The sequence below is a fragment of the Pseudomonas sp. MF6755 genome, from assembly GCF_016405635.1.
In the GTDB taxonomy this organism is placed as follows: Bacteria; Pseudomonadota; Gammaproteobacteria; order Pseudomonadales; family Pseudomonadaceae; genus Aquipseudomonas; species Aquipseudomonas haemolytica.
Window position 1 is genome coordinate 77586 of record NZ_JAEKDA010000014.1, and the last position, 13004, is coordinate 90589.

The following is a 13004-nucleotide window of genomic DNA, read 5'->3' on the forward strand; positions in this document are numbered from 1 at the left end:
GCAATCTGTGCATTGAACGGTGTAGCGTTTTGCCAATAATCAGGCCGGGTACTCAGCACAAACGGAAGACCCCGATGAGCATCCACACCCGCACTAAACGCACCACCGTCCCGCAACTGGTCGCAATGAAAGGCCAGCAGAAAATCGTCTCCCTCACCGCGTACACCAGCGCTATCGCCAAGCTGATTGACCCGATTGTCGACTTCATTCTGGTCGGTGACTCCACGGCCATGGTCGGCTATGGCCGTGCCTCGACGTTGAGCATGCAGCTCGAAGAAATCATCGGCCACACCCGGGCGGTGGTCGACAGCACGCGCTTGGCCTGCGTGATCGCCGACATGCCGTTTGGCAGTTACCAGGAGTCCAACGAGCAGGCCTTTCGCAACTGCGCCCAGGTGCTGGCGCGCACGGGGTGCGATGCCGTCAAGTTGGAAGCCAACCAGGCGTTGGCGGGCACGGTTGAGTTTCTGGTGGCGCGCGGTATTCCAGTGATGGCCCATGTGGGGCTGATGCCGCAGTTCGTCAATGTGATGGGCGGGTTCAAGGCCCAGGGGCTCACCGCCGAAACCGGCGCAGTGATTGCCGCAGATGCCCGCGCCAACCTGGAGGCGGGTGCTTTCAGCCTGTTGTTGGAAGGCGTGGCTGAGGGCGTGGCGCGGCAGATCACCCTGGACTCAAGTAAACCCACGATCGGTATCGGGGCATCGCCGGCGTGCGACGGCCAGGTGTTGGTCACCGAGGATGTATTGGGTTTGGGCGGCGGGTCGATGCCGCGCTTCGTCAAACAGTACGCGGATGTTGGTACGGTGATCCGCGATGCCTGCGAGCGGTTTGCCGATGATGTGCGCCATGGCCGTTTCCCCGAAGACCGGCATTGCTATGGACTTTGACGCAGCGCCTGGGCCAGTTGCTTGACGGCCTGGGCAATGTCTTTGCTCCAGTCGAGGGTGTAGCTCAGGCGCAGGTGATGGGGCCAGGCGCCATGTTGGCTGAACAGTTCGCCGGGGGCGATGACGATGCGCTGGTTCAGCAAGTGCTCGAACACCTGGCGCATCTCGACCGGGCGCGTGGCCTCAAGCCAAAAGCTTGCGCCACCGTGGGGTTCAACCACTCGCCAAAGGTCATCGCCGTGGGTGTGCAGCAAGGCTTTGAGCTGCATCATGCGTTCCAGCAGCAAAGCCCGCAACGCCTTCAGATGAGTGTCGATGCGCTTGGACGTGAACAGCTTGGCAATGGCTTTCTGGCGGATCGGCGAGAGGCGAAAGCCGCGCTCCAGAAACAGCCGCTGCAACTGTGCCCCGGCGCCGCGACACAGCACATAGCCATAGGGCGCCTCCGAGCCGATGACTTTGTCGAAGGTCGAGAACACCAGCAGTTTCTGCGGGTCGGCATAATCGCGATAACGTGCTGGTTGTGGGCCAAAGTACAGCTCGCCGTAGGTGTCGTTTTCGAACAGCCAGATCCCGCGCTGGGTTAATTGCGTGCAGATCTGCTGTTTATCCTGCGCCGGCATTATTCCGCCCTGGGGGCTGTTCACGGTCGATGACAGCACCGCCAGCCGAATGGGCTCACGCTGCAGCAACGCGCTGAGCGCAGCCAGATCGAAACGCCCCTCCACATTGAGCGGCAGCTCGATCACGCGGATGTTCGCCGCCTGCAATTGCCGCAGGATCGCCCACGAACACGGTGACTCCACCAGCGCGAGCGTGCCCGCCAGGTCCAGGGCATTGAGCGCAACCTCGAGCACACTGTGCAGGTCCGAGCCGATATACACCTGGTCGGCCTGCCAGTAGTGCTCGGTGGAACGGCTGTAGCGTTCGGCCAAGGCGGCGCGCAATTCGGGCTCGCCCAATGGCAGATACAGCGGTGCCAGTGAGCGCGGGTATTGTCGGGCCAGTTCACGCTCCAGCATCAACAACGGCTGCTCCAGCGACAGCAGCATCGCCGGGGCATCGCTGCTCAGGGCCAGCGTGCCGGGCTGGCGTGCGTTGGCGAAGACCTGATCGAGCAAAGGTGATGAGGCTTGGGTGAGGGCGGGAGCCGCGCTCGGCGTGATGAAATACCCGAGCTTGGGTTTGGACTGGATCCGTCCTTCGTCTTCGAGCAACGCATACGCGTACTTGGTGGTCGACACCGACACGCCCAGGCGCTGGGCCAGTTGGCGCAGGGACGGCAATTTGCGTGCGCCATCGGCAGGGCTGGCCTCGATCAATTCGATGAGGTAGCGGTACACCGCTTGATAGGCGAAGGTGGTTTTTTTGCCGCTATTCATCGCCGTGGTCCTGGATTGATAGGCTCAGCGTGCCAGGAACTCGCTGATCAGCGTGATCGCCTGTTGCTGGATCACCGGCCGTGGCCGCTGGGACATAAAGCTGAAGTGGTTGGCGTCGCGGATCTCCACGTACTGCGTCGAGGCGTTTGGCAACGGGCGCAGCATGACTTGAAACGGGCGGTTAAGGTAGAGGGGAAGCGGGACTACGAAGTGGCTGACGGAGTCCTACTGCTCGGTATTACAGATGGGGACTTCGTGTTTTTAGGAAGCGGCCGGCTTACTTGAAGCTGTAAATCATGCAGTGTTGAGGCGTGAATCCTACTGATGTATCGACACTGACCTTTAATTTAAGGGTGAAAATCATGAGTGCGTCACTTGGTTCGAAGCCGATGTATGGTCTGTCTGTGCGTAGTTATTTAGTCTTTTTATTAATTGGAATGACTTTGTTTCCCTAGCGTTATTAATCGATCGCGGGTGCACTCATGGTAAATATAAATGTTGATAGGTCGTTAACGAGTAACCGCCTGGGAAGCACTGTTGCCCGTGACTCAACCCCAGCCTCGGTATCGTCTGTTCAAGACAATGGCGACGCGCCCACCGTTGTTAAAGTTGAAGCCGATTCCGTCAGCACCTTATCGATACTGGCGAGGCAATTAAGTGACGCTGCTAGCCGTGACGCCCGCCTCCGCCAAGTAGACCCAGGACACAACCTCTCCAATCCGCTCGACGCGATCAGCGACGAAAGATATTTCACTGACAAGACTCAGCATGATGCTGAAGTTCCCGATACTCACGTTCTGGCATTACTTGAGCGCGCTAAACGAGCCACCGCCTTCGCCAACGGTTTTGCCAGTAACCCTTTCAAAGGCCTTACGGTCGATCAATTGACTCTGATTGCTCGCGACGAAAGCGGTGTGTTCACCGTCAACGAACGGCGTGCAGCCTGGCAAGAGGTTCGCCTTAATGAACAACGGGTCAGCGCTGCTTCAGGTTCCGTCATCGGGCGCGAACTCATGATTTCTCGGCTCTTTCTGGGACATGAACCGGCGGTGGCTGAAGGCACCCTGACCCTTCGCAACATGGCCCAAAGCAATTACGACTTCCTTACTCGTGATGATCGCAGTCTGCTGTCAGAAATGTACGCTTATGCGCAGGAGCAAGGTGCCGACCTGGCGTATGTCGATATGCTGGCCTACGACCTCGGCAACTATCGTCATCACGATAACGGTCGCCAGCTTTTGAGCGGTAACAATGGCTACAATCAGGAGGGGCGCCGGGTGACGTTCAACTTCAAGGAGCATGACGTCGCTACGGCATCACGCATTCTGAACGGCTCGGCAATTGACTCTACCCGCCTCGAACAGGGTTTTTTGCGTCATGTCCTGAACCCGGACTTCGGCGCGCTGAGCAACATGGGTAGCATTGCCTTCCTCGAACAAATGGTACTGAAATTTTCCACTGGAGGTACCACGCAAGCTTCTCTGGGCAGGGAGTTCGCTACTTACACGCCGATAAGTGTCAATGACAATATGGTGGTCACAGTGGCCGAAGAGGTAACGCTCACATTCGATGAACCCGTGCTTATCAACACGGATGGCATCTGGACCATCACCAAAAAAGGCAAGGCAGCGGGTTACATGATGGACCCGGCGACCGGAAAGCCGCGTCGGGCCGTGGCGCCTTCAGTTGAAGACAGGCAGTCGCGCAGTGTCATCGTGGAGGCCGCAACCGACCCCTTGAAGACGCGCTCTCTGGTAGACACCCTGGCAGATAGCATTGATCGGCCCACCGCGCGATGGCGCTGGCCTGGGCATTTACTGAAACTGATGAAAAATCAAAAAACCTGATTAAGGGGGGGGATTTTCAAGGCCAAGGAAAATCGCCGAGTCGTCTTGAAGGAGTATGAAGGCTCGGCGATCTTTTGACGTAATGGACGTTTAGCTACCCGCTACAGCAACCTCCCGTTCCATCAACTTATCCACCAGCAACATCCCCAGCTCACTCAATTGATGAATCGCCAGCGCTACATCTCGCTGTTTTCCCGTCAGCTCATCCGACAGGTCAAGCAGCAACGCGGTGACCGAAGAAAAAGTTTCATAGCTATTGGCAATCAGCATTTCAGGGTTGGCATCGTCGGCAACGCAGAACAGCGTGGTCGAGGGTGGAGGAGGTTGGGGCGGTTCGGCGTCGGCGTTGAGGTAGTGATCAATCGCACGGTGTGCCGCCTGATTAAGTTTCAGGTCGGGATCGTTTGGAGGGTTAGGCGTAACTTTGAACATGTGTGTTGTACCTGTTTAGGGGCCAACACCTCATCGCTACTAAACGAAAGGGTGGCGGCTGTACGCAGGTTAGTAGACCGGGGAAACACACAAAGCCGGCGCGCCCGAAGGCGCCCTGCGCACAGCCACCATCAAGCACAGACAAGAACATCTGATCGATGAGGCTCATGCACTTTATGTTGTCACTCGGGCTACTAAACCCGATCACTGAGATGTCAGCGACCGAGCCACCTTAGAGACGCCCACTCAAGCGCACAAGCCGGCGGATTCTGACGCAACTGTAGGCAAGGGAGCAAGGCGCTATGGCTCCTTGTAGGAATTGTCCTCGCAGGTGTATGAGCGGGCGCTGGATAGGATTTTTTCGTGCAGCCCTCACCGGAGTTAAGAATTTGCTGGAAACTATAAAAAAGTAGCCAATAGGCTACAGGCGACGAAAATAATCGGCAGGAGCCCTGAGTCCTGCGAGGTACATAAAGTGAGTGAATCAACATTCAAACCCGAGGACATGCCGATCCTCGAGCTGGACACAGCCGGCACCAGCGCCTATGAGGCTTCACGCTTCCTCGATAGCCCAGAAACCATCAGTGCTTATCTTGCGCAAAGCATGGCATCTCACGACCCGCAGGTCCTTATGAAGGCGCTTGCCGAGGTAGCCAAGGCCCAGGGCGTAAACAAGGTTGCCGAGGCAGCGGGGGTTAATCGGGAGAGCTTGTATAAAACCCTGAAAGGCGGCTCAAAGACGCGTTATGAGACGATCCAGAAGCTGATGTTGGCATTAGGTGTGGAACTGACGGTGCAACCGATTGCCGCGACCACAATTAAAAAAAAGTCCGTCATCGGCAAACCCTGATGGACCAAAAAGGGGACGGTTCTATTGGATTGAAAATAGATACGTCCCCTTTGTCGTCCTTTTTTCCCTTACGAACGTGATAAGGCGATTCACGAGAGAAGCTGTGTTCATTTGCGCCTGGTCTTGTAGGAAGTCGACCACTGGTAGCGTAGGTTATTTCCATAATACTGGTTTTATATCCAGTGTTTTCAGGATTGTTTCCTCATGAAGCGAAAACGAGTGAGAAATGGGCCTGTGGCAAAAAAAAGCAACTCCGTTAGTTTGAGGTCCTCTCCTTCAAGAAAGGAGAGTTCTTAATCACTAGCAATGGAGTTACAAAATGAACAAACCACAAACCCAGACACCTCTTCGCCATGGTCGTGTCACATCCCCCTCCAGCCGTGGCGCGGTCGCCGTGGAACTCGGCCTGCTGGCTACCTGGCAGGTCAATGAAATGGAAGGCGGCAAGAACTTCCCGGCACTGGTGGCCGGTCCGTTCCCGGCGCCTTATCAAACCGACAGTGACAGCGTCACCCCACCCGCCGACGGCTTCATCCTCAGCGGCGGCAAGACCGATGCCCGTGACTGCATCAACTTCACCAACGAGGAAATGGCCAAGAAACTCAACCGCGCCTTCACCTGGCCATTGCTCAATGTCGAGCCGGGCCAGACCTTCAAGGTCACCTGGGAATACACCGCGCCGCACACCACCCGTGGCTATCGCTGGCTGATCACCAAGGATGGCTGGGATCCGAAACAGCGCATCACCCGCGCACAACTGGAAACCCAGCCATTCGCCGAAGACTTCTATACCCAGGTGCCGTACTTCAGCCATGCAGGCGAACTGAAGGCCAAGGTCAATCATGAAGTGAAACTGCCGGCCAACAAAAAGGGCCAGCATGTGATTGTATTGATGTGGATCGTCGCCAACACCGGCAACGCTTTCTATCAAGCCTTCGACGTGGACTTCAAATAAGCCCGCGCCGTTAAACCCACACGTTCTGAAGGATTAGAACATGTCAAATATTGACTTTACCTTACTGAAATCACCGCTGAACGATGCCGCTTCGCTGATGCCGAGCATTGCCGGCAAAAAAATCCTCATGGGCTTCTGGCACAACTGGCCTGCCGGCCCGAGCGACGGCTACCAGCGTGGCCAGTTCGCCAATATGAGCCTGGCGGACGTACCAAGGGATTACAACGTGGTGGCCGTGGCCTTCATGAAGGGCAACGGGATCCCGACCTTCAAGCCGTACAACCTGTCCGACGCCGAGTTCCGCCGCCAGGTCGGCGTGCTGAACAGCCAGGGCAGGGCGGTGCTGATTTCCCTTGGCGGCGCCGATGCGCACATCGAGCTGCATAAAGGCAACGAACAGCCACTGGCCAACGAGATTATCCGCCTGGTGGAAACCTATGGCTTTGATGGCCTGGACATAGATCTTGAACAGAGCGCGATTGATTTCGCCGACAACAAGACTGTCCTGCCCGCCGCGTTGAAACTGGTCAAGGACCACTACGCCGGTCAAGGCAAACACTTCATTATCAGCATGGCGCCGGAGTTTCCGTATCTGACCACCGCCGGCAAATACGTCGGTTACATCCAAGCGCTGGAAGGCTATTACGACTTCATCGCCCCGCAGTATTACAACCAGGGTGGCGACGGGATCTGGGTGCAGGAGGTCAACAACGGCAGCGGTGCCTGGATTGCCCAGAACAACGACGCGATGAAAGAGGACTTCCTGTTTTACCTGACCGAAAGTCTGGTGAGCGGAACGCGCGGGTTTACCAGAATCCCGGCAGACAAGTTCGTCATTGGCCTCCCCGCGAACGTCGACGCGGCCGCCACCGGTTATGTGATCAACCCCACAGCCGTGACCAATGCATTCAAGCGTTTGGACGACAAAGGATTGTCGATCAAGGGCCTGATGACCTGGTCGGTGAATTGGGACAACGGGATCAGCAAAGACCACGTGCCCTACAACTGGGAATTCAGCCGCCGTTATGGGCCGATGATCAATGGCACTGATCTCTCTGGCCTCGAGCAGGAAGCGGCGGATCTCGAAGTCGCCAATCGGCAGTAGCGCAAAGAGGCCTCTGGCAGACGTGCCGGATGTCAGACAGCCAGGCTTCTGACCTGACTGTTGGCTTTATGAAATAAAAATCCGATGCCTGTCTGGGCATCGGATTTTTTGCGTCACGCTCAAATCGCGGTGGGCATTCAAAAAGCCGATTTACCGCACCAAACAAGGCTGCTTGTTGTTAAAGGTCCAACCCGGAATCAAAAACTGCATCGCCACACTGTCATTCCGCGCCCCAAGGCCCATGCCTTTGTACAGCTCATGGGCCTTGGCCACGGCGTCCATGTCGATATCCACACCCAGGCCTGGCTTGGCCGGCACCTTCACGTAACCTCCTTCGATCTTCAGCGGTTCCCGGGTCAGGCGCTGGCCGTCCTGCCAGATCCAGTGGGTGTCGATGGCGGTGATCTCACCGGGCGCGGCAGCCGCCACTTGGGTGAACATCGCCAGGGAAATATCGAAGTGGTTGTTGGAGTGCGAGCCCCAGGTCAGGCCCCAGTCGTTGCACATCTGCGCGACGCGCACCGAGCCCTGCATCGTCCAGAAGTGCGGGTCGGCGAGGGGGATGTCCACCGATTGCAGCTGGATGGCGTGGCCCATTTCACGCCAGTCGGTGGCGATCATGTTGGTCGCGGTCTTCAGGCCCGTGGCGCGGCGGAATTCGGCCATGACTTCACGGCCCGAGTAACCGTTTTCCGCGCCACAAGGGTCTTCGGCGTAGGCCAGCACGTGATGTTGGTCACGACACAGGCGGATGGCTTCTTTCAATGACCACGCGCCATTTGGGTCGAGGGTGATGCGCGCATCGGGAAAGCGTTCAGCCAGCGCGGTGACCGCTTCGATTTCAGCATCGCCACTCAATACGCCGCCCTTGAGCTTGAAGTCGTTGAAACCGTATTTGGCTTTGGCGGCTTCGGCCAGGCGTACCACGGCGTCGGCGGTCAGGGCTGTTTCATGGCGCAGGCGGAACCACGCGTCGTCGCTGTCGGCCTCATTGCGGTAAGCCAGGTCGGTGGCGCTACGGTCGCCGACGTAGAACAGGTAGCCGAGCATTTTCACCGCATCACGCTGCTGCCCCTCGCCGAGCAGGGCGGCCACCGGCACTTCGAGGAACTGGCCCAGCAGGTCGAGCAGCGCGGCTTCCATGGCGGTGACGGCATGAATGGTGATGCGCAGGTCAAAGGTTTGCAGGCCGCGACCCGCGCAATCCCTCGACGCAAAGGTGCTGCGCATCTGGTTGAGTACGCGCTGGTACTGGCCAATCGGCTGGTCGATCACCAGGCTGCGCGCGTCTTCCAGGGTTTCGCGGATGCGCTCGCCACCGGGCACTTCACCCACGCCGGTGTTGCCCGAGCTGTCCTTGAGAACCACGATATTGCGCGTAAAGAACGGCCCATGGGCGCCGCTCAGGTTGAGCAGCATGCTGTCGTGGCCGGCCACGGGGATGACTTGGAAATGGGTGACGACGGGCGTATTCATGGCAAGTTCCTAAGGAGGCTCAAAGCGGTTTGCTGAGGGCGGCGCTCGTTGGCACCGCGTGTGGCGAAGTCAATGCGGCAGAGGGGGCGGTCTTGGCAAAGAACACCAGGACTGCGGCGAGCACCGAGGTGCCGGCCAAACCGTAGAGGCCGCCCTGGATCGAGCCGGTGGTCTGCTCCAGAAAGCCGAAGGTAGTCGGTGCGACGAAGCCGCCCAGGTTGCCGATGGAGTTGATCAGTGCGATCACGGCAGCGGCGATGCGCGCATCCAGGTAGCCCTGGGGGATCGGCCAGAACAGCGACGACGCGGATTTGAAACCGATCGCCGCAAAGCAGATCGCTACGAAGGCGAAAATCGGCCCGCCGGTGGTGGACATGAACATGCCCGCCGCTGCTATTAGCAACGCCGCGGCGACCCAGGCTTGCTGGAATTTGAATTTGCCGGACAGCGAGGCAAAGGCATACATGGCAATAATCGATATCAGCCAGGGGATCGAGTTGAAAAAGCCGACCTGCACATCACTCAGGTCACCCATCTTCTTGATGATGCTCGGCAGCCAGAAGGTGGCGGCATAGATCGTCAATTGAATGCAGAAGTACAGGGCGCAAAACAGCAGGATCTGGCGGTCCTTGAGCAGCTTGCCAATGGTTGGCTTGACCGTGGTCAGGGCTTCACGCTCGCGCTGTTCCTGGTCGATGGCCTCTACCAGCGCATCCTGCTCTTCTCGGGTCAGCCACTTGGCATCATGGGGCTGGGAATCCAGCCAGAACCACACAAAGAAACCCAGCGCCACTGAGGCCAGGCCCTCGATGGCAAACATCCATTGCCAGCCGTGCAAGCCAAACCCTTCGATCTGCAACAACGCGCCCGACAACGGCCCGGAGATCAACGACGCCACTGCCGAGCCACTGAGGAAGATGGCGATGGCCTTGCCGCGTTCCACACCCGGCAGCCAGCGGGTGAAGTAATAGATCACCCCGGGAAAGAAGCCGGCTTCCGCCACGCCCAGTAAGAAACGCAGGATGTAGAAGTGGGTTTCGTTCTGGATAAACGCCATCAGCGTGGCGACGATGCCCCAGGTGAACATGATGCGGGTCAGCCAGATACGCGCGCCGACTTTTTGCAGCAGCATATTGGACGGCACTTCGAACAGCGCGTAACCGATAAAGAACAACCCGGCCCCGAAGCCGTAGGCCGCTGCGCCGATGCCCAGGTCATGCTCCATGTGGGTGCGCACGAAGCCGATATTGACCCGGTCGATGTAGTTGAGGATGAACATGATCACGAACAGTGGGAGCACATGGCCCTTCACTTTGCTCACGGTGCGGGCGAGCACCGAGTCGCGTTCGGGCGCGGCAGATGCTGGACTTTGATGGCTCACCATTTAAAAACTTCCCCTGATTGTTTTTATGCGGGTTTAGATGTTTTGTTGCCAGACATCATACAAGTGGTTTTCTGAGGATCGCAATGCACTGGTCGGTAATTTTGTTTCATAAGCACAGCTTTCGATCCGTTATTTTGGTTATTTAGCTGTTTTAGAGGGTTGGGAAGATGCGGTTCTCGCTCAGGCGCTAAGCCGAGAGGTATGGAGGGTTTCGATATGTTGTCATACAAGCTTGGGGGTTTTTGAATCAAACGCTCACCGCTTCCGAACGGGGTGGTAAGCTCCCTTCTGCCTAACCCCGTGGACCTGTAGCGATGCCCATTGAAAGCCCAGCGCCTGTGCGCAAACGCTCCACCAACCTGGCCCAGGGTGTGGTCGAAGTGCTGACCCAGCGCATCCTGCTCGGGCAACTCAAGCCTGGCGAAAAACTGCCGTCCGAATCCACCATCGTGCTCGAGCACGGGGTGAGCCGCACCGTGGTGCGTGAGGCGCTGTCCAAGCTGCAGGCATCTGGGCTGGTCGAGACGCGTCACGGCATCGGCACCTTTGTGCTGGAGCAGCACACCCAGCCCGGTTTGCGCCTGCATGTGGACACGGTCGCCAGTGTGCGCAACATGCTCGAATTGCGCCTGGGCCTGGAAGTGCAGGCCGTGGCCCTGGCCGCGCTGCGCAGGAGCGACGCGCAACTGGCCCACATGCGCCAGGCGCTGGACGACTATCAAGCCTCGCTGGCCAACAACGACAGCTGTGTGGAGGAGGACAAGCGCTTTCACCAACTGATCGCCGAAGCCACCGGCAATACGTTCTTCACCGACATCATGCTGCACCTGGGCAGTGGGATGATCCCGCGTACCCAGGTCAAGGGCGCCGAGCGTGGCGGCGCGGATTTTGCCAAGCTGGGGCAATTGGCGAACCTGGAGCATGAGGCGATCTACAATGCGATCAAGCGCCAGGACCCGGACGCCGCACGGGCAGCCATGGTGCTGCACTTGACCAACAGCCGGGATCGTTTTTCCGGCCAATCATAAGGAACCACCGTTGAACGAACACACCTTGTCCATGCGCCTGGAGCGCGTGGCGACGCATGTGCCGGCTGGCGCACGCCTGGCCGATATCGGCTCGGACCACGCCTACCTGCCGGTGGCATTGATGCGCCGTGGCGTGATTGCGGCGGCCGTGGCGGGGGAGGTGGCTACCACACCGTTTCACGCCGCCCGCCGCACTGTGGACGATAACGGCCTGGCCCAGCACATCACAGTGCGCCTGGCCGATGGTTTGGCGGCCATCGAGGTGGCCGATGAAATCAGCGCCATCAGCCTGTGCGGCATGGGTGGCGAAACCATCCGCGGCATCCTCGACTGCGGCAAGGCGCACCTGAACGGCGGCGAACGGCTGATCCTGCAACCCAACGGCGGCGAGCAGCCGCTGCGCCAATGGCTGATGGAAAACGACTACCAGATCCTGCACGAGGAGCTGCTGCGAGAAAACCGCTTCTACTACGAAATCATCGTTGCCGAACGCGCCGAGGCCGTGACCTACAGCGCCGAACAGCTGTACTTCGGCCCATTGCAAATGCAGGCCCGCAGCCCGGATTTTCTGGCGAAGTGGCAACGTATGTTGCGTCAGAAACGCAAGACGTTGGCCAGCCTCGAACAAGCTCGGCAGGCGGTGCCTACGCAGAAAGTGCAGGAGATTGTGCAGCAGGTGACGTGGATCGAACAGTTGCTCGCGTGAGCGCCACCAATCCAGTGTGGGAGATGTCGAGCTTTAGCGAGGCTTCGAAGGCGGCGGCACTCGCGACATAAACGTTGCCTGATACGCCGCTATCGAAGCCTCGCTAAAGCTCGACATCTCCCACATTTGACCGTGCAGGCCGCAGCACTCATGAGCCACATTCGCGGCACTTCAGCGCTCCCCTGTAGTCTTCTCCTAAATCCCCCAAGGTGCTGCCCGCTATGATCACTGTCCACCACCTCAACAATTCCCGCTCACAACGCATCCTGTGGCTGCTTGAAGAGCTGGGCCTGCCCTATGAAATCAAGCGCTACCAGCGCGATCCGAAAACCAACCTTGCGCCACCTGAACTGAAGGCTGTTCACCCCCTGGGTAAATCCCCGGTGATCGAAGACGGCTCCCTGGTGCTGATCGAATCCGCCGCCATCATCGACTACCTGATCCGCCGCCACGGCAACGGCCAACTGCAGCCAGACCCGGCCACTGCCACCTATGACCGCTACGTGCAATGGCTGCACTTCGCCGAAGGCTCGGCCATGCTGCCGCTGATGCTCAACCTCTACGTCGGCCGCCTGGGTGAAGCGGGCGCACCGCTGCATCCACGGATTGAGTCGGAGCTGGCCAACTATCTCGGCTACCTGAACGATGTGCTGGGGCATGACCCGTATCTGGTGGGCGACGAACTCAGCGGTGCGGATATCCAGATGAGCTTTATCGGCGAAATTGCCCAGGCTCAGGGCAAATTGCAGGCGTACCCGAACCTGGCGGCGTGGGTGCAAAAATTCCAGGCACGGCCGGCTTACCGCAGGGCGGTGGAACGGGGCGGAGAGTATGCATTTGCCAAATAGCCAGGCTTGAAGAGGACGCTGTGGGAGAGGGCTTGCCCTAATGCCAGTCAGTTAAGTGAACGAAATCCTCAAAGCAGCGAAGATCAAATGTGGGGCTTGTT

Annotated in this window: 12 protein-coding genes and 1 pseudogene; 8 read left to right on the forward strand and 5 right to left on the reverse strand. The window is 58.4% G+C overall.

What is annotated here, in order from left to right:
- Positions 1–74: 74 nt before the first annotated feature.
- Positions 75–890 (forward strand): 3-methyl-2-oxobutanoate hydroxymethyltransferase, encoded by an 816-nt coding sequence (gene panB / locus JFT66_RS19245; RefSeq protein ID WP_198859893.1) that lies wholly within the window; start codon positions 75–77, stop codon positions 888–890.
- Here the strand turns inward: panB and JFT66_RS19250 are convergent.
- The gene (locus JFT66_RS19250; RefSeq protein ID WP_198859894.1) at positions 878–2272 is read right to left on the reverse strand and encodes an aminotransferase-like domain-containing protein; all 1395 of its coding nucleotides are present in this window, start codon (positions 2270–2272) and stop codon (positions 878–880) included. The two genes, panB and JFT66_RS19250, sit on opposite strands and share 13 nt — an antisense overlap.
- A gap of 24 nt (positions 2273–2296) precedes the next feature.
- Entirely contained in the window at positions 2297–2437 is a 141-nt protein-coding gene (locus tag JFT66_RS19255) for a hypothetical protein (protein WP_233097140.1), read from the reverse strand.
- 317 nt (positions 2438–2754) lie between these two features.
- Between JFT66_RS19255 and JFT66_RS19260 the strand changes: the two genes are divergently transcribed.
- Positions 2755–4119 (forward strand): hypothetical protein, encoded by a 1365-nt coding sequence (locus JFT66_RS19260; protein WP_152612294.1) that lies wholly within the window; start codon positions 2755–2757, stop codon positions 4117–4119.
- A gap of 90 nt (positions 4120–4209) precedes the next feature.
- Here the strand turns inward: JFT66_RS19260 and JFT66_RS19265 are convergent, their stop codons facing one another.
- The gene (locus tag JFT66_RS19265; protein WP_034116914.1) at positions 4210–4551 is read right to left on the reverse strand and encodes a DUF6124 family protein; all 342 of its coding nucleotides are present in this window, start codon (positions 4549–4551) and stop codon (positions 4210–4212) included.
- A 505-nt stretch (positions 4552–5056) separates the two neighbouring features.
- On the opposite strand from JFT66_RS19265, the gene JFT66_RS19270 reads away from it, so the two are divergent.
- The 3 genes and pseudogenes from JFT66_RS19270 to JFT66_RS19280 all read left to right on the forward strand — a co-directional run.
- Positions 5057–5401 (forward strand): addiction module antidote protein, encoded by a 345-nt coding sequence (locus JFT66_RS19270; protein ID WP_198859946.1) that lies wholly within the window; start codon positions 5057–5059, stop codon positions 5399–5401.
- A gap of 319 nt (positions 5402–5720) precedes the next feature.
- The gene (locus JFT66_RS19275; protein WP_034116912.1) at positions 5721–6356 is read left to right on the forward strand and encodes a lytic polysaccharide monooxygenase auxiliary activity family 9 protein; all 636 of its coding nucleotides are present in this window, start codon (positions 5721–5723) and stop codon (positions 6354–6356) included.
- Between the two features lie 40 nt (positions 6357–6396).
- A pseudogene (locus JFT66_RS19280) lies at positions 6397–7434 on the forward strand (chitinase); the annotation flags it as partial.
- Between the two features lie 177 nt (positions 7435–7611).
- On the opposite strand, the gene gudD reads toward JFT66_RS19280, so the two are convergent.
- A complete protein-coding gene (gene gudD / locus JFT66_RS19285) occupies positions 7612–8937 on the reverse strand; it encodes a glucarate dehydratase (protein WP_153838035.1) in 1326 nt (441 codons plus the stop codon).
- Between the two features lie 19 nt (positions 8938–8956).
- Positions 8957–10321: an MFS transporter gene (locus tag JFT66_RS19290; RefSeq protein WP_233097141.1), complete on the reverse strand. Its 1365-nt coding sequence runs from the start codon at positions 10319–10321 to the stop codon at positions 8957–8959.
- Between the two features lie 314 nt (positions 10322–10635).
- Between JFT66_RS19290 and JFT66_RS19295 the strand changes: the two genes are divergently transcribed.
- The 3 genes from JFT66_RS19295 to JFT66_RS19305 all read left to right on the forward strand — a co-directional run bounded on the left by JFT66_RS19295 (position 10636) and on the right by JFT66_RS19305 (position 12903).
- Positions 10636–11349: a FadR/GntR family transcriptional regulator gene (locus JFT66_RS19295; RefSeq protein ID WP_034116909.1), complete on the forward strand. Its 714-nt coding sequence runs from the start codon at positions 10636–10638 to the stop codon at positions 11347–11349.
- A gap of 10 nt (positions 11350–11359) precedes the next feature.
- On the forward strand, positions 11360–12055 hold the full coding sequence (locus tag JFT66_RS19300) for a tRNA (adenine(22)-N(1))-methyltransferase (protein WP_198859895.1): 696 nt from the start codon (positions 11360–11362) through the stop codon (positions 12053–12055).
- Between the two features lie 221 nt (positions 12056–12276).
- On the forward strand, positions 12277–12903 hold the full coding sequence (locus JFT66_RS19305; protein ID WP_034116907.1) for a glutathione S-transferase family protein: 627 nt from the start codon (positions 12277–12279) through the stop codon (positions 12901–12903).
- Positions 12904–13004 lie beyond the last annotated feature (101 nt).

Bases quoted from the DNA above. Each gene is read 5' to 3' on its own strand.
- panB (WP_198859893.1), top strand. From the start codon at position 75: ATGAGCATCCACACCCGCACTAAACGCACCACCGTCCCGCAACTGGTC.
- JFT66_RS19250 (WP_198859894.1), bottom strand. From the start codon at position 2,272: ATGAATAGCGGCAAAAAAACCACCTTCGCCTATCAAGCGGTGTACCGC.
- JFT66_RS19255 (WP_233097140.1), bottom strand. From the start codon at position 2,437: ATGCTGCGCCCGTTGCCAAACGCCTCGACGCAGTACGTGGAGATCCGC.
- JFT66_RS19260 (WP_152612294.1), top strand. From the start codon at position 2,755: ATGGTAAATATAAATGTTGATAGGTCGTTAACGAGTAACCGCCTGGGA.
- JFT66_RS19265 (WP_034116914.1), bottom strand. From the start codon at position 4,551: ATGTTCAAAGTTACGCCTAACCCTCCAAACGATCCCGACCTGAAACTT.
- JFT66_RS19270 (WP_198859946.1), top strand. From the start codon at position 5,057: ATGCCGATCCTCGAGCTGGACACAGCCGGCACCAGCGCCTATGAGGCT.
- JFT66_RS19275 (WP_034116912.1), top strand. From the start codon at position 5,721: ATGAACAAACCACAAACCCAGACACCTCTTCGCCATGGTCGTGTCACA.
- gudD (WP_153838035.1), bottom strand. From the start codon at position 8,937: ATGAATACGCCCGTCGTCACCCATTTCCAAGTCATCCCCGTGGCCGGC.
- JFT66_RS19290 (WP_233097141.1), bottom strand. From the start codon at position 10,321: ATGGTGAGCCATCAAAGTCCAGCATCTGCCGCGCCCGAACGCGACTCG.
- JFT66_RS19295 (WP_034116909.1), top strand. From the start codon at position 10,636: ATGCCCATTGAAAGCCCAGCGCCTGTGCGCAAACGCTCCACCAACCTG.
- JFT66_RS19305 (WP_034116907.1), top strand. From the start codon at position 12,277: ATGATCACTGTCCACCACCTCAACAATTCCCGCTCACAACGCATCCTG.